The sequence below is a fragment of the Roseovarius sp. genome, assembly GCF_040223625.1.
In the GTDB taxonomy this organism is placed as follows: domain Bacteria; phylum Pseudomonadota; class Alphaproteobacteria; order Rhodobacterales; family Rhodobacteraceae; genus Roseovarius.
On sequence record NZ_JAVKFX010000028.1, the window covers coordinates 17696 to 36909 of the forward strand.

General features: G+C 66.9%; 17 protein-coding genes. 8 read left to right on the forward strand and 9 right to left on the reverse strand.

Features of this window, described 5'->3' with window-relative positions; translation table 11 throughout:
- Genes RLN94_RS08315 through RLN94_RS08325 form a run of 3 tightly spaced genes read left to right on the forward strand, consistent with a single transcriptional unit; the run spans window position 1 to window position 4732 of the window.
- Window positions 1-1980: an ABC transporter permease gene (locus RLN94_RS08315; RefSeq protein ID WP_350131542.1), complete on the forward strand. Its 1980-nt coding sequence runs from the start codon at window positions 1-3 to the stop codon at window positions 1978-1980.
- Entirely contained in the window at window positions 1980-2360 is a 381-nt protein-coding gene (locus RLN94_RS08320; protein WP_350131544.1) for a cupin domain-containing protein, read from the forward strand. The genes RLN94_RS08315 and RLN94_RS08320 overlap by 1 nt, the downstream gene beginning before the upstream one ends.
- Window positions 2360-4732, forward strand: coding sequence for a trimethylamine N-oxide demethylase (locus tag RLN94_RS08325; protein WP_350131546.1), 2373 nt, complete (start codon window positions 2360-2362; stop codon window positions 4730-4732). Before RLN94_RS08320 ends, RLN94_RS08325 begins: the two co-directional genes overlap by 1 nt.
- Window positions 4733-4949: 217 nt before the next feature.
- Here RLN94_RS08325 and RLN94_RS08330 read toward each other — a convergent pair whose 3' ends face one another.
- The 6 genes from RLN94_RS08330 to RLN94_RS08355 form a co-directional block, all read right to left on the reverse strand.
- A complete protein-coding gene (locus tag RLN94_RS08330; RefSeq protein ID WP_350131549.1) occupies window positions 4950-5684 on the reverse strand; it encodes an SDR family oxidoreductase in 735 nt (244 codons plus the stop codon).
- The gene (locus RLN94_RS08335) at window positions 5681-7213 is read right to left on the reverse strand and encodes an AAA family ATPase (protein WP_350131551.1); all 1533 of its coding nucleotides are present in this window, start codon (window positions 7211-7213) and stop codon (window positions 5681-5683) included. Before RLN94_RS08335 ends, RLN94_RS08330 begins: the two co-directional genes overlap by 4 nt.
- A gap of 70 nt (window positions 7214-7283) precedes the next feature.
- Window positions 7284-8012, reverse strand: a complete 729-nt coding sequence (locus RLN94_RS08340; RefSeq protein WP_350131554.1) for a helix-turn-helix transcriptional regulator — start codon at window positions 8010-8012, stop codon at window positions 7284-7286.
- Window positions 7951-8160: a hypothetical protein gene (locus RLN94_RS08345; RefSeq protein ID WP_350131556.1), complete on the reverse strand. Its 210-nt coding sequence runs from the start codon at window positions 8158-8160 to the stop codon at window positions 7951-7953. The genes RLN94_RS08340 and RLN94_RS08345 overlap by 62 nt, the downstream gene beginning before the upstream one ends.
- Before the next feature lie 212 nt (window positions 8161-8372).
- On the reverse strand, window positions 8373-9659 hold the full coding sequence (ccrA, locus tag RLN94_RS08350) for a crotonyl-CoA carboxylase/reductase (RefSeq protein WP_350131559.1): 1287 nt from the start codon (window positions 9657-9659) through the stop codon (window positions 8373-8375).
- 142 nt (window positions 9660-9801) lie between these two features.
- Entirely contained in the window at window positions 9802-11172 is a 1371-nt protein-coding gene (locus tag RLN94_RS08355) for a 1-acyl-sn-glycerol-3-phosphate acyltransferase (protein ID WP_350131562.1), read from the reverse strand.
- 65 nt (window positions 11173-11237) lie between these two features.
- Between RLN94_RS08355 and RLN94_RS08360 the strand changes: the two genes are divergently transcribed.
- Window positions 11238-11858 (forward strand): GNAT family N-acetyltransferase, encoded by a 621-nt coding sequence (locus tag RLN94_RS08360; RefSeq protein WP_350158458.1) that lies wholly within the window; start codon window positions 11238-11240, stop codon window positions 11856-11858.
- A gap of 72 nt (window positions 11859-11930) precedes the next feature.
- Complete coding sequence (locus tag RLN94_RS08365; RefSeq protein WP_350131569.1) at window positions 11931-13922, forward strand: methylmalonyl-CoA mutase family protein; 1992 nt, start codon at window positions 11931-11933, stop codon at window positions 13920-13922.
- 19 nt (window positions 13923-13941) lie between these two features.
- On the opposite strand, the gene RLN94_RS08370 is transcribed toward RLN94_RS08365, so the two are convergent.
- Window positions 13942-14487, reverse strand: a complete 546-nt coding sequence (locus RLN94_RS08370) for a DUF4168 domain-containing protein (RefSeq protein ID WP_350131572.1) — start codon at window positions 14485-14487, stop codon at window positions 13942-13944.
- Window positions 14488-14669: 182 nt separating this feature from the next.
- On the opposite strand from RLN94_RS08370, the gene RLN94_RS08375 reads away from it, so the two are divergent.
- The 3 genes from RLN94_RS08375 (at window position 14670) to RLN94_RS08385 (ending at window position 17203) form a co-directional block, all read left to right on the forward strand.
- Window positions 14670-15119, forward strand: coding sequence for a GNAT family N-acetyltransferase (locus tag RLN94_RS08375; RefSeq protein ID WP_350131575.1), 450 nt, complete (start codon window positions 14670-14672; stop codon window positions 15117-15119).
- Window positions 15120-15131: 12 nt separating this feature from the next.
- Window positions 15132-15839: a purine-nucleoside phosphorylase gene (deoD, locus tag RLN94_RS08380; RefSeq protein WP_350131578.1), complete on the forward strand. Its 708-nt coding sequence runs from the start codon at window positions 15132-15134 to the stop codon at window positions 15837-15839.
- Between the two features lie 122 nt (window positions 15840-15961).
- Window positions 15962-17203 (forward strand): NAD(P)/FAD-dependent oxidoreductase, encoded by a 1242-nt coding sequence (locus RLN94_RS08385; RefSeq protein ID WP_350131581.1) that lies wholly within the window; start codon window positions 15962-15964, stop codon window positions 17201-17203.
- A gap of 12 nt (window positions 17204-17215) precedes the next feature.
- Here the strand turns inward: RLN94_RS08385 and RLN94_RS08390 are convergent, their stop codons facing one another.
- Window positions 17216-18850, reverse strand: a complete 1635-nt coding sequence (locus RLN94_RS08390; RefSeq protein WP_350131584.1) for a peptidoglycan-binding protein — start codon at window positions 18848-18850, stop codon at window positions 17216-17218.
- A 24-nt stretch (window positions 18851-18874) separates the two neighbouring features.
- Window positions 18875-19214, reverse strand: a 340-nt coding sequence (locus tag RLN94_RS08395; RefSeq protein ID WP_502949379.1) for a phenylacetate--CoA ligase family protein, incomplete at its 5' end; no start/stop codon positions are given.

A 19214-nucleotide genomic window follows, 5' to 3' on the forward strand; every position in this document is an offset into this window, starting at 1 on the left:
ATGGCCGACCTGACCGTCAGCACCCCGGCCCGCGACACCGGCGCGACACAGGACAGAGTTCTTCAGATCCTGCTCGGCGCCGCCCTCGTGCTGTGCCTTGCCAAGCCGGTGCTGCCCGACTTCCTGATCCGCCTGCCCGAGGCGTGGATTCCGCCGCTGGCCCAGTGGCTCGACTATTTCTTCAACGTCATCGTCATCGACACGCTGCACATCAACCAGCTCACCCGCTGGTTCGCCGAAGGCCCGCTGGAATTCCTGCTGGGCGTGACCGCGAACCTGCTCGAGGGGAAATACCGCTGGCCCTATCTCGACGACCCGCTGCCATGGTCCTCGATCGCCGCCGTGGCCGCGGTGATCGGCTATTACCTCGGCGGCTGGAAGATGGCGCTTCTCGCGGGGGGCACCTTTGTCTGGACCGCCGTGATGGGCCAGTGGGAGATCACAATGCAGACCCTGTCGGTGCTGGCCGTCGCCGCCCCGCTGGGCTTCGCGATCGGGCTGGTCACCGGCATCGCCGCGTGGAAATGGAAGGCGTTCGACAACGCGATCAAGCCGCTCCTGGCGGTGATGCAGACCCTGCCGTTCTACACCTACCTCCTGCCGGCGGTGATCTTCTTCAAGGTGGGGCCGACGGCGGGCGCCATCGCCACCACGATCTATGCCACCCCGCCGATGATCCTGATGACCACCATCGGCCTGAAGAAGGTGCCGCCCGAGATCGTCGAGGCCGGCAAGATGGCCGGCAGCACACGCTGGCAGATGCTCACCCGCGTCTTCATCCCCTCGGCCCGGACCGAGATCCTCGTGGGCGTGAACCAGGTGATCATGCTTTGCCTCGCCATGGTGGTTCTCACCGCCTTCATCGGCATGCCCGGCCTCGGCGGCAAGCTGCTGGCGATGATGAACAGCTTCAAGCTGGGCCGCTCCTTCGAGATCGGCATCACCATCGTGCTGGTCGCCATCATGCTCGACCAGCTGTCGAAAGCCTGGGTCATCAAGCTGCCCGAACATCACGAGCGGGGCACGCCCTGGTACATCCGGCACAGGTACATCCTGCTGGCCGTCGTGATTTTCGCGGGCTTCTTCGGCCTCGCGCAGGTGATCGAGTATTTCGACGAGGTCGGCCGCCGTCAGTCGCTCTCGGTCGGGCGCGAAATGGACAAGATCATCAAGGGTTTCCTCGATATCGACCTGATCCAGGCGATCACCGGCGGCATCCGCTACGTGCTCAATGTCTGGGTGCTGATCCCCTTCCGCAACGCGCTTCTGTGGATCCCCACTTCGGCCTTCATCCTGCTGATGGTGGCCTTCGCCTGGGGCGTGGGCGGGAAACGCCCGGCAATCTATGCCGCCGTCTTCTTCACCATCATCGCCTTCACCGGCTGGTGGGACCGGTCGGTCATCACGCTCTACTCGGTCATCTCGGCGGTGATCCTGTCGATGTTCATCGGCATCCCGCTCGGCATCTTCGCCGCGCGCTCGGCCAAATGGTCGCGGCGGATGCTGATCATCTGCGACACCGCCCAGACCTTCCCCAGCTTCATCTACCTGCTGCCCGCCATCATGCTCTTCGGCGTGTCGGACGTGACGGTGGTGCTGTCGATCGTGATCTTCACCACCGTGCCGCTGACCCGCTACACCATCGAGGGGCTGCGCGGCGTGCCGCCGGAAATGACCGAGGCCGCCGACATGTCGGGCGCGACGAAACGCCAGAAGCTGCTCAGCGTGCAACTGCCGCTGGCCCTGCCGACCATGGCAGTGGGCTTCAACCAGGCGATCATGTTCGCCTTCTTCATGGTGATCATCGCCGCCTTCATCGGCACGCAGGACCTGGGGCAAGAGCTTCAGCGCACGCTGGCCGGCACCGACCTCGGCAAGAACTTCGTCCTGGGGATCAACGTCTCGCTCATGGCGTTGACCTTCGACATGGCGCTCACCCGCTGGGCCGCGAAACGCAAGGAAGCATTGGGACTGGGCTGATGGGAACACTCGCAGATCACCGCAACGTCATGACCTTCGACCGCACCGGTTTCGTCAAGATGCCGATGCCCGGCCTGCCGGACGAGGATGTCTGGTGGAAGAACGTATCCTATGACGAAACGGCGGGGCAGGGCAGCTACCTGATGATCATGGCGCCCGGCACCCGCTGCAACCCCCATCGCCACAACGGACCGGAGGAGTTCTACGTGGTCGAGGGAGACCTTGAAGATTGCGACGGCCATATGTACCGGGCAGGCGCTTTCGTCTCGCTTTCGGGCGGGTCGGCGCATTTCTCGGTCTCGCATTCCGGCTGCCGTCTGGTGGTCACCCACCGCGGCACGATCGACGATCTGGATCAGGACGAATTGGAGGAGACCTGATGACCGTGACCCCGGTTTTTGAAACCCCGTACGAGCGGGCGGGCGTCATCACGCCCGGCCTGCCGATATTGCCCCACGGCACGGAACGCCACCCGGTGCCCGGCGGCGGCTCTCGCGCCGTGCCGGTCTACCGCGGCGACGAGATTTCCGTGCTCGACCGCGAGGGGCTGCAGAAGGGCGAGCTGGTGTTCTTCAAGCCTGACGGCACCTCCGACGCCGCGATGCTCGGCGCCGCCAGCCACGGCCGCCCCGATGGCGTGATCTCGGTGCTGGCCAATGGTTCCCGCTCTGGCGCGAAGGTGGCCAGGGCGCTCGACAAGGCGGGCTTCGACCTTGGCAAGGGGCAGGCGATCCGCGTGTTCTCCGACGGTTCGAACCCCGGCGACATGGCCACCTTCCATGCCGAGTGCGACGGGCTGCTGATCGTGGCGTCGCCCGGCGGCCCGATGGCGCCGGAAACCCAGAACCCGCCGACCGAGCTGATCCTCTATATCCGCCGCGCCAACCCCGGCGAGGGCAAGGGCGGCATGGCCCCGCCCGACCCGCTGGCCGACCCGATCCACGATATCAACATCCAGCCGGGCAACGCGAAAAGCTACGAGGTGAAGAAGGGCGAGTACATCCAGGTGCTCGACGTGCAGGGGCGGGAATGTTCGGATTTCCAGGCCTTCGCCCTGCGCGACCTCGACAAGGGGCTCGAGCGGGAGATCGACCCGACAACCACACGCACGCTGATGGGCCTCGTCTACCCCACCCCCGGCATCTTCTCGAAATACTGGAACGTCGATCAGCAGCCGCTGGTCGAGATCGTGCAGGATACCTGCGGCCGGCACGACACGTTCGGCCTCGCCTGCACGGCGCGGTATTACGAGGAGCTGGGCTACCCCGGCCACGTCAACTGTTCCGACAACATCAACAAGGACCTTGCGCAATACAATGTCCGCCCGCGCGCCGGCTGGCCCGCGATCAACTTCTTCTTCAACACCATGCTCGACGAGACCAACGCCATCGGCATGGACGACCCGTGGTCGCGCCCCGGCGACTACGTGCTTTTGAAGGCGCTGACCGATCTCGTCTGCGTCTCCACCGCCTGCCCCTGCGACGTGGATCAGGCCAACGGGTGGAACCCCACCGACATCCAGGTGCGCACCTACGGCGCATCGGAAACCTTCAGCCGCTCCGTCGGCTACCGGAAATCTGCGGAGTCAGAATTGGAACAGACCAAGGAAACCGGCTTTCACGCCTGCTTTGCCCGCCACACGCGCGATTTCGTCGAATACAACGGCTACTGGCTGCCCAACAGCTTCACCAATCACGGGCCGGTCGCCGAATACTGGGCCTGCCGCGAGAAGGCGGCGATCATGGATCTCTCGCCGCTGCGCAAATACGAGGTCACGGGGCCCGACGCCGAAGAACTGATGCAGTATTGCGTGACCCGCAACGTCAAGAAGCTGGCGGTGGGGCAACTGGTCTATACCGCCATCTGCTATGACCATGGCGGCATGATCGACGACGGCACGCTGTTCCGGCTGGGCGAGTACAATTTCCGCTGGATCGGGGGCAACGACACCTCCGGCCTGTGGCTGCGCGAGCAGGGGCAGAAGCTGGGGCTGAACGCCTGGGTGCGCAGTTCGACGGACCAGTTGCACAACGTCGCGGTGCAGGGGCCGAAGTCGCGCGATATCCTGAAGGACATCCTCTGGACCGCGCCCGACAAACCGACGGTCGAGGAGCTGGGCATGTTCCGCTTCACCCCCGCCCGGCTGCATGATTTCGACGGCACCTCCATTGTGCTCGGGCGGGCTGGCTATTCCGGCGAGTTGGGCTACGAGATCTTCTGCCACCCGAAGGACGCCGAGGAGGTGTTCGACACGATCTGGAAGGCGGGAGAGCCGCACGGGCTGACGCCCCTCGGCCTGGCCGCGCTCGACATGGTGCGGATCGAGGCGGGGCTGATCTTCGCCGGCTCCGAGTTCGACGACCAGACCGACCCGTTCGAGGCCGGGATCGGTTTCACCGTGCCGCTCAAGTCGAAGAACGACGATTTCATCGGCCGGGCGGCGCTGGAGGAACGCAAGGCGCATCCGCAGCGCAAGATGGTCGGGCTGGAAATCGAGGCCGGGCTGGTGCCCTCGCCCGGCGACTGCCTGCGCATCGGCAAGGCGCAGGTGGGCCAGGTGACGAGCGCGCTGAAATCGCCGATCCTCGGCAAGAACATCGCGCTGGCGCGGGTCGACGTGACCCATGCCGAACCCGGCACCGAGATCGAGGTGGGCCAGCTCGACGGCCAGCAAAAGCGGTTGAAGGCGAAAGTCGTGCCCTACCCGCATTTCGACCCGACCAAGGAGCGGGTGAAGGGCAACTACGCCTGAGCGCCGCCGCTCACCGACCCTTGCAGGTCGTCTCGCAAGGGCCGGGGTGTAACCCCCCGAACGTCGGTGCCTGCCAGACGCGCAGGATGCCTCCGGCGGGAGTATTTTCGGAACGGTGAAACACCGGGCCCGCACTTCATCTTGCCTGAAATATTCCGGGGGGAGCGTTGAAATCTTCTGATTTCAACGTGGGGGGCTGGCCCCCTTGCGACGCCCCTCAGCCGCGGCCGATATAGGGCATCTTCGTCGCCATCACCGTCATGAACTGCACGTTCGCCTCGGGCGGCATCTCGGCCATGTGCAGCACCGAGCGGGCGGCCTCGCCCACCTCCATCATCGGCATCAGCGTCACGCTCGGATCGGCTTCCAGCGCGCGGGCGTTCAGCTCCTCCACCAGCTCCGACCGGGCGTTGCCGATATCTATCTGCCCGCAGGCGATGTCGAACGCCCGCCCATCCAGCGACAGGCTGCGCGTCAGCCCGGTGATGGCGTGTTTCGACAGCGTGTAACACACCGACCCCGGCCGCGGGTTATGCGCCGAGAGCGAGCCGTTGTTGATGATCCGCCCACCTTGCGGGCTTTGCCGCCGCATATGGCCGAAGGCCAGCCGGGCGGCGATGAACATGCCGCGGATATTGACGTTCATCACCTGCTCGAACCCGTCGAGCGGGATGTCGTCGATCGGCCCCGCTGGCCCGAACATGCCGGCATTGTTGAACAGCGCGTCGAGCCGCCCGGCCTTTTGCACGAAGCTGTCGAACGCCCCTTCTATGGCTGCCGCATCCGTCACGTCGGCGGGCAGGGGAATGGCGTTCGGATACTGCCCCGCCATCTCCTCCAACCGGTCGGCGCGCCTTGCGATCAGCCCGACCTGCCAGCCTGCCTCGAGGAACACCTCCGCCGTCGCCCGGCCGATGCCCGAGCTTGCCCCGGTGATCACGATCGTCTTCATGTCTCCGTCTCTCCCTCCAGGGTCAGCGGCACCGGCGCGGTGCGCAGATCGTCCACCCTGAGCGGCCCGGTGGGTTTCGCCAGCCGGTTGCGCACCACCCAGTGCAGCCGCTCCTCGGCCCGCGTGATGGCGACATAGGCCAGCCGTTTCCACAGCGGCTGCCCCGCCTCGCTCCGCCCCATGCGGGCGGCGGCGTAGATATCCGGGGCGAACACCTGCACATCGGGCCATTGCGAGCCTTGCGCCTTGTGGATCGTCACCGCCGCCCCGTGCAGGAAAGTGGCCCCCATGTTGGCGGCGAAAGGGATGAAGGGTTCTTCCTCCTCGGGCTTCTCGATCTTCACGATCGAGGCGGCGCTCACCTGCGGATCCTCGGCCCCGATCACGTGCAGCCGCGAAAACCCCGGCTTCCGCCCCGGCCCGAGATAGATCACCTGCGCCCCCTTGATCAGCCCGCGCGCCTCGAGATCCAGCCGCTTCTTGCGGTGCTTGAGCGGCAGTTCGAGCCCGTCGCAGATGAGCGGCTCGCCCTCCAGCAGCTCCGTCTCCGGCGCGCCATGCACCGACCGGAAGGCGTTGATCAGCCGGATGCGCGTGGCGTTGCGCCAGACGAGCACGGGCGAGCGCGCCATTAGGTCGACCTCGACCCGCTGCGCCCAGCTCACCCGCTCGTCGCGCTGCGCCTTTTCCTGCACCAGCCGCTCGAAATCCTCGAACCCCACCTCCGGATCGCCCAGCGCATGGGCGAGGTCGAGGATCGGGTTGTCGGCATCCTGCCGGTGGATGCGGTGCAGCTCCAGCTTGGCCGGCGCGGCGAGCGTGTCGAACACCATGCCGCCGCCCTCGCCCTTCACCGGGGGCAACTGCGCCGGGTCGCCGAACAGCAGGAGCGTCGGAAAGATCTCCTGCAGATCCTCGAATTGCTTGGTATCCAGCATCGAGGCCTCGTCGACGAAGCCGATATCCAGCGGCTCCTCCCGCCGTTTCCAGCCGGTGATGAAATCCGAGCCCCGCAGCCCCGCCGCCGCCAAGGCGCCGGGAATCGACTTGTTGGTCTGGAAGAAGGCATGCGCCCGGTCGAGCGCCTGTTCGGTCAGCCCCTCGATTTCCGGCTTCTCGCCATTTCCGGCCAGCCACTCGGCGATCTTCTCGTATTCCGGGTGATAGACCGGGGTGTACAGGATGCGGTGAATGGTCGTCGCCGGCACGCCGCGCATCCTGAGCACGCTCGCGGCCTTGTTGGTCGGCGCAAGGATCGCCAGCGTCCGCCTGTCACGCCGCCGCCGCCCCTCGTAATCGCCCGAGACCACCTCGACGCCCGCCTCCTCCAGCGCGCGGTAGAGTGCGGCCAGCAACAGCGTCTTGCCCGAGCCGGCCTTGCCGATCACGGCCATCACGTTCTGCTTGCCCTCGCGTGGCGGGGTCAGCAACCCCTCCTCGAGGTCCACCCCCGCGCCCTGCAGCATGGCGGTGATGCGGTCATGGGCCTCGGCCTGGTCTTCGGAATATGTCAGTGCGGTCGCGGTCATGGCGCGACCCTAACGGCGCGCCCAGGGCCATGCCAGCGAAAGCGACAGTCCGAAGGTCGCCCCGCCTCCCTCACACGAAGATCAGCCCCCGGCTGAGCGCGCGGGCCACCGCGTGGACGGTGTTGATCGCGCCCAGCTTGAAGCGCGCGCTTTCGATATAGACCCGCAGCGTGTGTTCCGAGATCGCCAGCGTCTCGGCCACCTGTGCCCGGCCATAGCCCAGCGCCAGCAAGGTGAGCGCATCCACCTCCCGCGGGCTGAGCGACAGGGTCTTGCCCGCCGCCGCGCGCTCGGGCTCGAATTCCAGCGCCTTGCGGTTGAAGTCATGCGCGATCAGGATCAGCTCGCGGCAATGCGCCTGGGTGAAGGCGCGCCACGCCTCGTCGTCGCAATCGTGGTTGGCGGTGAACAGCGCGAACTGCCCGTTCGGCCCCCTGAGCGGAACGGAAAAGCCCTGGTTGCCCACCCCGTGCTTGCGCGCTTCGGCAAAGAAGGCGCGCACCGCCTTTCCGGACCAGTCGAGCCGCTTCCAGTCGACCGGGTGGAAGCGCTGGTAACAGCCCAGCACGACCGGATCGACGCGCAGGTAATCCCGCTCGAGGTAATGGCGCATCCAGTCGGGCGGGTAGGTGCCCACCGAGAACTGGGCGCCATCGGCGCTCAGCCAGTGATAGGCCAGGTGATCGATGCGGAAGTGATCGCGCAGCGCGACGATGGCATCCTGAAGCTCGCCCGGATCAGACGCCTTCTCCAAGCAGGTCAGCAGCCGTTCCATCCTTGCCGGCGGTGCCACGTTCATCTCCGGGCAGTCCTTCCGCAGTCGATGCAATCTCGACCGCCGCCAGCAGGCATGTCTCGTCAATCTGCTCCGCCAGGGCCGGAAGGCCGTTCTGGCGCGCGAAGGTCCTGAGGTCGGCGAGTACGTCGAGTATCCATTCGGTTTCCATGCCGAACCTCCACGATCAGCCTTAAAGAACGATTAACCAAACCCTAGCACGGGCGGCACTTTCGCCATACTCACCGCTTCACCCTCCCCCGAAATAGCGGGGCGGCCCTCGCCAAGCCGTTGATTCCGCCCAATCTGTACGTCCGAAACGCGCGACGCCCGCGAACCGGGTCACCGATTCGCGGGCGTCTGCCGTTTGCCGAATGGGGCCGCTTACTTGCCCGCTTCCAGCACGTCCTCGACCGTGCGCAGCCCGGTCTTCGGCGCCTGCACCAGCACGGCCATGTTGCCCGGCTTGTGCTCGTTGCGCTTCATCTTCATGTGCGCGTGCGGGATCTCGGCCCACGGGAACACTTCCGACATGCAGGGGTCGAGCCGCCGCTCGATCATCAGGCGGTTGGCGGCAGCGGCCTGTTTGAGATGGGCGAAGTGGCTCCCCTGCAGGCGCTTCTGGTGCATCCACATGTAGCGCACGTCGAAGGTGGTGTTGAAGCCGCTGGTTCCGGCACAGATCACCACCATGCCGCCCTTCTTCACCACCAGCGTCGACACAGGAAAGGTCGCCTCGCCCGGGTGTTCGAACACCATGTCCACGTTCACGCCCTTGCCGGTGATGTCCCAGATCGCCTTGCCGAACTTGCGCGCTTCCTTCAGCCAGTCGAAATATTCCGGGCTGTTGACGATGGGCAACTGCCCCCAACAGTTGAAATCCTTCCGGTTGATCACGCCCTTGGCGCCCATCGACATCACGAACTCGCGCTTGTCCTCGTCCGAGATCACCCCGATCGCGTTGGCGCCCGCCGTGTTGGCAAGCTGGATCGCGTAGGAGCCGAGGCCCCCCGACGCGCCCCAGACCAGCACGTTCTGACCGGGCTTCAGCTCATGCGGGTGATGGCCGAACAGCATCCGGTAGGCGGTGGCCAGCGTCAGCGTGTAACAGGCGCTTTCCTCCCATGTCAGGTGCTTGGGCCGCGGCATGAGCTGCTGCGCCTGCACCTTGGTGAACTGAGCAAACGAGCCGTCGCCGGTTTCGTAGCCCCAGATCCGCTGGGTCGGCGACAGCATCGGGTCGCCGCCGTTGCAATCCTCGTCATTGCCGTCATCCTGGTTGCAGTGGATCACGACCTCGTCGCCCACCTTCCAGTTCTTCACCGCCGAGCCCACCTGCCAGACGATGCCGGAGGCATCGGACCCGGCGATGTGATAATCCTGTCCATGCACGTCGAACGGGCTGATCGGCTGGCCGAGGCCCGCCCAGACGCCGTTGTAGTTGACGCCCGCCGCCATCACCAGAACCAGCACCTCGTTGCTGTCGATCTCCCAGGTGTCGACCACTTCGACCTGGAACGACTTGTCGGGCTCGCCATGCCGCTCGCGCCGGATGGCCCAGGCGTACATCTGCTTGGGCACGTAGCCCAGCGGCGGCATTTCCCCCACCTCGTAAAGGTCCTTCTCGGGCGCGTCGTAGGGCGCGATGCCGGTCTCGGTGTCCAGGGCCATCCTCAGCCTCCTTGAGTCAAGAATTCGCCGCAATGCAGAATCACGGCCTTCGAGGGTGGAATATAATTCTCCGCGCAACAATGCAATGCCCTGAGCGGTAATTCGGCAACTTTATAACCTCGCAGTTGCAGAAAATCGCCCGTCAGTCGCTGCGCTCGCAAAGTAGATGCGCAATCGACCGCGCGTAATACGCGACGATCGGCCGGTCTTCCGGCGTCACGGTTATTCCCGCCTCGCTCTCCACCAGCATCCCCCGCTTGCGCAGGTTGCGCAGGCCCACCTCCACCGCGTAGGCCGCATCGTCGCGCGGCAGGTGCACATGCGCCTGCGGCAGCTGCGCCGCCATCTCTCCCAACTGCCGCTCCAGCTCGTCCCGGCTCACCGGTTCCTCCGCCTGCGTCAGCACATGCGCCACCGCCGGCACCGGCAGCACCGGCACCTCCTCGCCGATCCGGGTCATCAGGCGGCGGCCGAGATCCTCGATCGTGGCGCCTGGCGTCTCGGCCTCGAACGCCTCCAGCGACAGCGGCGCGCCGAAGCTGGCGGCGGCATAGCCGTGCCGGTGATACCGCCCCGTCAGCCGCAGCCAGAACTGCCGCAGGATGAACCTCGCCACCACGCTGATCCGCGCCCGGAACCGCCGGTCGCCCCGCTGCCCGGCGGCCACCAGCACCCGGTCCTCGAACACCCGGTCGTAATTCACCGCCACCGGCACGAAAACCACGTCGCGCCCGCCGCTCTCGTGCCCTTCGACGATATATTTCAGCAGCCCCAGCCGCGGCGGCGCCAGCGCCCCGTCAAGCGACAGGCCGCCTTCGGGAAAGATCGCCTGCGTCACGCCGCCGGCCGTCGCCATCCCCACGTACCTTGCCAGCACCCGGCGATAGAGCTCGTTGCGCGGGCGGCGGCGGATGAAATACGCCCCCATCGCCTTGATCAGCCGGCTCAGCGGCCAGACCCGTGCCCATTCCCCCACCGCGTAGGTCAGCGCCGTCCGTTCGGCCGCCAGCCACGTGACCAGCACGTAATCCATGTTGGACCGGTGATTCATCACGAACACAACCGTCGCCTCGCGGTCGACATGGCGGAATTCCTCCTCGTCGTAATGCCCCAGCCGCACGCGGTAGAGCGACTGGCTCAGCCACCGCGCGGCCTTGATGGCAAAGCCGAAATAGGCCGTGGCGGAAAAGCTCGGCACGATCTCGCGCGCGTACCGCTTGGCCTGCTCGAAGGCGACGTTCTCGGGAATCCCCTGCTCGGCGGCATGATCCGCAATCGCCTGCGCCACCTCGGGGTCATAGATCAGCCGCTGGATCATGTCATAGCGGCGGGCCAGCTTGAACGGCTCGATCGGCCGCGCCAGCCGCTCGTTCAGCCGCGCCACCACCCGCTCCATCCGCCGCCGGAAGAACCAGCGCACCGAGGGAAACAGGAAATGCGAGGCGAAGGTGACCGCGGCGAACAGCACGATCAGGACAAACAGCCAGAGGGGCAGCTCGACGGTCGAAGTCATGCCTGATCCTTGCACTTTACTTGCCGACAAGCTTTATCAGGGCCATGGCCGATGGACCAGACACCGTGACACCGATCCTCACACCCGGTTTCGACCGGGCAGAGCGCCCCCATGCCGCGCATCTCTTCTGGCAGGCGTTCCGCGGCAAGCTGGGGGCGGTGCTGGCGCCCGAGGACAAGGCGCTCAGCTTCCTCTCCGCCGCCCTCCACCCCGATTTCGCCATTTCCGCCCGCGATCCCGACGGGCGGCTGCTGGGGCTCGCGGGGGTCAAGACGGCGCGTGGCGGGCTGGTCGGCGGGGGCTGGCGGGATTTGGCCCGCGTCTATGGCTGGCCCGGCGCGCTCTGGCGGGGCGGGGCGCTGTCGCTGCTGGAACGGCAGGTCCGGCCCGATACCCTGCTGATGGACGGTATCTTCGTCGCCGAAGACGCCCGGGGCAGGGGCGTCGGCAGCGCGCTTCTGGGCGCGGTCAAGGCGCGGGCGGCGGAAGACGGCAAATCCTCCGTCCGGCTCGACGTGATCGACAGCAACCCGCGCGCCCGCGCGCTTTACGAACGACACGGTTTCGTCGCCGGCGACGTCACCCATATCGGCCCCCTGCACCATCTCTTCGGCTTCCGCAGCAGCACCGAAATGCACTGCGCCATACCGGCCCCGGCGCCCGATTGCCGCAACGCAGCGAATTGACACGCTCATAATATTCCCGTTATCAAGTGCCGAACGTAACAAAATTGCGCATCCCGATTCACGAGGCCGCCCATGTCGCAGACGCAGCAAGACGCCAAGTCCGCCCCGGAGAAAGACCTCCCCTGGCTGATCCGCACCTATGCCGGTCACTCCACGGCCGAAGCCTCCAACGCGCTCTACCGCTCGAACCTCGCGCGTGGTCAGACCGGCCTCTCGGTGGCCTTCGACCTGCCCACCCAGACCGGCTATGACAGCGATCACGTGCTCGCCCGCGGCGAGGTCGGCAAGGTCGGCGTGCCCGTCTGTCACCTCGGCGACATGCGCACGCTCTTCGACAAGATTCCGCTCGAGGAGATGAACACCTCGATGACGATCAACGCCACCGCGCCGTGGCTCCTGTCGCTCTACATCGCCGTGGCCGAGGAGCAGGGGGCCGATACCTCCAAGCTCGCCGGCACGGTGCAGAACGACCTGATCAAGGAATACCTCTCGCGCGGCACCTATATCTGCCCGCCCAAGCCCTCGCTGAAGATGATCGGCGACGTGGCCGAGTATTGCTACAAGGCCGTCCCCAAGTGGAACCCGATGAACGTCTGCTCCTACCACCTGCAGGAGGCCGGCGCGACGCCCGAGCAGGAGCTGGCCTACGCGCTGGGCACCGCCATCGCCGTGCTGGACGAGCTGAAACCGCGCGTGCCGGAGGAGGATTTCCCGGTGCTCGCCGGCCGCATCTCCTTCTTCGTCAACGCCGGCATCCGCTTCGTCACCGAGATGTGCAAGATGCGCGCCTTCGTCGATCTCTGGGATGAAATCCTCGAAACCCGCTACGGCGTCGACAACCCCAAGTTCCGCCGCTTCCGCTACGGCGTGCAGGTCAACTCCCTCGGCCTGACCGAGCAGCAGCCGGAAAACAACGTCTACCGCATCCTGATCGAGATGCTGGCGGTGACGCTCTCCAAGAAGGCCCGCGCCCGCGCCGTGCAGCTTCCGGCGTGGAACGAGGCCCTCGGCCTGCCCCGCCCGTGGGATCAGCAATGGTCGATGCGGATGCAACAGATCCTCGCCTACGAGACCGACCTTCTGGAATTCGACGACCTCTTCGATCACAACCCGGCGGTCGACGCCAAGGTCGAGGCGCTCAAGGACGGCGCCCGCCACGAGCTGGCCAATCTCGACAGCATGGGCGGCGCGATCAACTCCATCGAGTACATGAAATCCCGCCTCGTCGACAGCAACGCCGAGCGCCTCAACCGGATCGAGCGGAACGAGACCGTCGTCGTCGGCGTCAACAAGTGGACCGAGGGCGAACCCTCGCCCCTGCAGTCGGAAGACGGCGGCATCCTCGTGGTCGACCCGGGCGTCGAGGCCGACCAGATCGACCGCCTGAACGCCTGGCGCGCCGAGCGCGACGAGGACGCGGTGAAAGCCGCACTGTCCGCCCTGCGCGAGGCCGCGGCGATGGGACAGAACGTCATGCCCGCCTCGATCAACGCGGCCAAGGCCGGCGTCACCACCGGTGAATGGGCCCAGCAGATGCGCGAAGTGCACGGCGAATACCGCGGCCCCACCGGCGTCTCCGGCAGTCCGTCGAACAAGACCGAAGGGCTGGACGAGCTGCGCGCCGCCGTCGACGCGGTGTCGGACAGGCTGGGCCGCCGGCTCTCCTTCCTCGTCGGCAAGCCCGGCCTCGACGGCCATTCCAACGGCGCCGAACAGATCGCCTTCCGCGCCCGCGATTGCGGGATGGCCATCAACTACGAGGGCATCCGCCTCACGCCCGCCGAAATCGTCACCGCCGCACAGGAACAGCAGGCCCACGTGGTGGGCCTCTCGATCCTGTCGGGCTCGCATATTCCGCTGGTGGAAGACCTGATGACCCGCATGAAAGAGGCCGGCCTTGGCGACATTCCCGTCATCGTCGGCGGCATCATCCCCGAGGAGGATGCCAGGCGCCTACGGGAAATGGGCGTCGCGCGGGTCTACACGCCCAAGGACTTCGAGCTCAACACCATCATGATGGATATCGTCACCCTCGCCGATCCGCAGGCGGTGGCGGCGGAGTAACCCGCCGCCGGCCCCGGTCTTACTGGGTGACCGTTTCACCCTCGGACGAGCTATTCTGGCCCGTGCCGGACTGTTGCAGCGGCTTGCGCTTCTGCTGCTTCTCGCGCAGTTCCACGATCCGGGTGTTGATCTTCTCGCCCAGCTCCTGGTTGCCCTGCGCGGCACGGCCAATGGCCAGGTATTCGCCCGGCGTGATGCCCTTGGTCTTGGTCACGGCAGCCTTGGCGGCCTCGTCCGCCTCGGCGGCCAGCGCCTGGCGCTCGTCGTCGGTTTCGGCGGCCTGGATCTGGGGCAGGTACTCCGCCCGGATACGCTCCAGCGCGATCATCGCGTTGACGAAGCTGGCGATCTGCCCTTGTGTCACGTCCTCGGCAGCGATTTCAGGAATTTCAGGCTCTGCCGGGTTGGCGGCCGGCTCGGTGGCCTGGCCCGTGGACTGATCGGTGGCCTGGCTCTGCGCCTGATCCTGCGCCTCGTCCTGCGACTGATCCTGTGCCAGCGCCGGCCCGCTCAGGCCGATGCTCGCCGCGGCGATCACCATCGTCAGCGTCGATCCGAATTTCATGGGTGTCTCCCTTTTCTGCCTCGCGGGTCAGGGCCACTCCCCGCACCCGGTCAACGGCAGATGGCCATTCCCGCCCGCCTGCGCAAACCCCCTCGGCGAAAAAATGCCTCCTGCCGGGCCTATCGGGTCTTGCAAACTTGGTCTAGAACCGGGGCAGACCTCATTTTCGCGAAGGCATCCCCATGTCCCAGACCGTCACCATCCGCCCTCTCGACCCCGCCGACAAGCCGCAGTGGTCGGCGCTCTGGAAGGCCTATCTCGAATTCTACGAGACCTCCGTCGCGCAGGAGGTCTATGACACCACGTTCGACCGGCTCTGCTCCCCCGACCACCCCGACCAGAACGCGCTCCTCGCGCTGGTCGACGGCACGCCGGTGGGCCTCGTCCACTACATCTACCACCCCCACAACTGGCGGATCGAGAAGGTCTGCTACCTGCAGGACCTCTACGCCGACCCCGAGGTGCGCGGCACCGGTGTCGGCCGCAAGCTGATCGAGGCGGTCTATGCCGCCGCAGACGAGGCCGGCCGACCCTCGGTCTACTGGCTCACGCAGGATTTCAACACCACGGCCCGACAGCTCTACGACCGGATCGGCACGCTCACCCCGTTCGTCAAGTACAACCGCAAGTAAGGGGCCGGTCCCATGTCCATCCATATCGGCGCCTCCCCGGGCGATATTGCCGAATGCGTCCTGATGCCGGGCGACCCGCTGCGCGCGAAATGGGCGGCGGAAACCTTCCTCTCCGACCTCCGCCAGGTCAACGCCACCCGCGGCATGCTGGGCTTCACCGGCACGTGGAACGGCCACCCCGTCACCATCCAGGGCTCCGGAATGGGCATGCCCAGCCTGTCGATCTACGCGAACGAGCTGATCCGCGACTACGGCGCCAAACGCCTGATCCGCATCGGCTCCTGCGGGGCGATGCAGGCACATGTGCAGCTCAACGACGTGATCGTCGCCATGACCGCCAGCAGCACCACGACCCCCTCTTCCACCATGATGCGCGAGGTGAATTTCGCGCCATCGGCCGATTACACCCTCCTGCGCGCCGCGGTCGACGCGGCCGAGGCCAGGGGCACCCGCACCCATGTCGGCAGCCTCTATTCCTCCGACACGTTCTATGACGAGCGCCCCGACCTGACCGAGCAGATGACCCGCCACGGCATCCTCGCTGTCGAGATGGAAGCGGCCGAGCTCTACACCGTCGCCGCCCGCCACGGCGCCGCCGCGCTGGCCGTCTGCACCGTCTCCGACCACCTGCAAACCGGCGAAGCACTTTCCGCCGAGGCGCGCGAGCAAAGCTTCTCCGACATGGTCGAGATCGCCCTCACCGCCGCCTTCCCGCGCTGACCCGCCCTTTCATCTTTCCAGAAATACTCAAATCGCCACACCCGCCAAGGGCGCGTGGCCCGAGGCCCTTGCCCCCGCCGGGCCCTTGCGCTTAGCTGCGGCAACTCAGGGGAAAACGGCACATGTCCAAACCGCTCGACATCATCGTTATCGGCGCCGGGATCTGCGGGCTCAGTGCCGCGATCTGGCTGCGCCGCGCGGGCCATACCGTCACGCTGATCGACAAGGATCACCCCGGTGCCGGCGCTTCCTACGGCAATGCCGGGCTGCTGGCGCAATGGGCCATCGTGCCGATGAACTCGCCCGACCTGCGCAAGAGTGCCTTCAAGTACCTCACCAGCCCCGACTCGCCCCTGTTCTTCCAGCGCAACGCCTGGCCCACGCTCGTGCCCTGGCTCTGGCAGTTCTTCCGCAACGCCACGCCCGAGCGCAACGTCCACATGACCGAGGGGCTCACCCACATCCTCACCGACAGCGTCGCACAGCACCGCGCGCTCACCCGCGGCACCCGGGCCGAGGACTGGATCGCCGACAGCGACCTCCTCTATGCCTATGCCGACCGCGCGGCGTTCGAGGCCGACGCGGCAAGCTGGGAGACCAAGCGCCGCGCCGGGTTCACGCCCGAGATCATCGAAGGCCCCGCCGTGCAGGAGGCCGAGCCGATCCTCGGGCCGGAAACCGGCCTCCTCGCCGTGCTCAAGGATCACGGCCACATCATCAACCCCGGCGCCTACATGGAGGCGCTGGCCAGGGTGCTGGAAGACGAGGGCGGCACCTACCGTCAGGCCGAGGCGCAGGATATCGAGCTACAGGGCGGCAAGGTCACCGCCATTCTCACCAACCAGGGCCGGCTGCCCTGTGATCGCGCCGTGCTGGCGGCCGGCATCTGGTCGAAACCCTTCATGCGCAAGCTGGGCCTTCGGGTGCCGCTGGTGGCCGAACGCGGCTACCACCTGCATTTCAAGGGCCCCTCGCAGATGCCACGAAACCCGATGATGCTGACGCAGGGCAAGTTCGCGGCGAACCCGATGGCCTCGGGCCTGCGCTGTGCCGGCACGGTCGAACTGGGCGATACCACGCGCGGCCCCTCCAGCGGCCCGCGCGACCTGATCGCCCGCAACGTCAAACGCCTCTTCCCGGCGCTCGAGTACGACGGCGTCGAGGAATGGATGGGCTTCCGCCCCTCCACCCCCGACAGCCTGCCCCTGATCGGCGAGATACACGGCTCCGGCGTGCACGCCGCCTTCGGGCATCAACATGTTGGCCTGACGGCGGGCCCCAAGACCGGCCGCATCGTCGCCGCCCTGATCGACGGCCAGCCGCCCAATATCGACCTGACGCCCTACGACGCCAACCGGTTCTGAGCGGGCCGGGCGCTACCGCCCGGCCATGAGCTGCACCATCGTCGCCTGCGAGATGAACCCCGTCACCGGCAGGTTGCGCGAGCGCTGGAACTGCCGGATCGCCCGGCGCGTCTGGCGGGTGAAATTGCCGTCCGCCGCGCCGGGGTTGGTGCCAAGGCTGCCCAGCCGCCGCTCGATCAGCACCCGCGCGATCAGGGTCGAGGTGAACTGCCGCTCCTGTGCCCGGGCCGCCTCGATCTCGGCGGCATTCTCGCGCCGGTCGGTCAGCTCGTTCAGCCGTGCCCGTGCGGCGCTGGCGAAGGTGCTGTCGGGATAGGTGTTGAGGAACGCGCTGTAGCTCTCGGCATTGTCGGCATTGCGCGCCGCATCCCACGCCTCGCGCTCCTCGCGCTCCGCCTCCTCGCGCTTCACCGCCTCGATCTCGTCCAGCCGGCCCTGCGCCTCGTCGGCGAAAAGCCCGTCGGGATAGCGGTCGAGATAGGCGCGCAGGCCCTCCTCGCCGCCGGCCTCGCCGGTTTCCTGCCAATAGGCGCGGTCGCGGCGCTCCTCTTCCTCGCGGCGCTGGCGGGCTTCCTCTTCCTGCCGCCGCGCCTCGGCCTGGGCCTGGTCGCGCAGCCGCAGAAGCTGGTTGCCGGTCAGGTAGCCGGTCTCGCCGAACCCGTTCTCACCCTGCCAGTCGCCGATCGCGGCGCGGCTGCCGGGTCCGAAGATCCCGTCGATCCCTTTGGGGTCGAACCCGATCAGGGAAAGGTTCCGCTGGATCTCGCGCCGGTCCTCCCGTGACAGGCCCAGCCCCTCCTCGATCGACTTCGCCTCGCGCTCGGGCTCGTCGGTGAGATAGGCGATCCGCTCCTCGGCCTCGGCCACGTGGGCGCCCTGGGGAAACTCGCCCAGGTAGGTCCGGTAGGCCGCGATCGTGTCGAAGGTCTGCACCGCCTGCCAGAACCCGGCCTCCACCGCCTCCGCCGAGGGCGGCATCGTCGCCGGCCCCATCAGCCCGGCATCGCGGGCCAGGTTGCCTTCCACCCGCACGCCATCCGGCGCGGTCTCGGCCAGCTCGGCAAACGACACCCCCTCCAGCAGCACCGACCCGGCCAGCATGTCGGCCAGCACTGGCGAGCGTCCGGTGATATAGGTCACGCCCTCGGCCATCCGGAAGGCGCGCGGCCGCGGGCTGAGCCCCGGCGCCAGCCCCTCGGGCGACATCCCCGGCGCCACCATGATCACGGTCGGCAGCCCATGCTCCTCGGCAATGTCGCTCAGCGCGTTGAGCGAGATGCCCATCGCGCCCGCCATCACCCGTTTCACGTCCTGCGCGCTGTTCGACAGGATCCAGCTATCCTGCCCGTCGGTTGCAAACGGCCCCGTCGCGACGATCACCAGCCGGTCGACCCCGCCCTCGGCCAGCGCGGTCTCGACATTCACGGCCGCCAGCCGCATCGAGCGGATATCCCGGTCCGGCGGCTCGACCACCCGGAACCCGGCCTGGGTCAGCGCATCGCGGAACGCCGCCGCGCCGGCGCCGTTCTCCTCGCGAAAGTCGCTGGCCTGTCCCCGGTCACCGTAGAGAAGGGCAAGATCCTCGGCCTGCACCGCAGGCGCAACAAGGCAAAGGGCCGTCACCAGCCCGGAGCACAGTCGAAACATGCGACGACACCTCCCTGTCGTGGCTCACTCGTAGCTGCGCTGATCCTCTATGACTTTGCCGTCGTTTGGAAGGCTGCCCTTGGCGACGATCTCGATCCGCCCCTTCAGCTTGAGCGTATCGGCCACCGCCCCGGCATAGGCCTCGGGCTCTCCGCCATCGGCCTCGATCTGCACGGTCATCACGTCCATCTCGCCCTCGCGGCTGGCGATGACCCTTGCCCGCGAAATCTCGTCATGGCGCGACACCAGCGCCGCCACCTGCTCGGGGCGCACGAACATGCCCTTGATCTTGGTCGTCTGGTCGGCCCGGCCCATCCAGCCCTTGATGCGAATATTCGTGCGGCCACAGGGGCTTGCGCCCTCC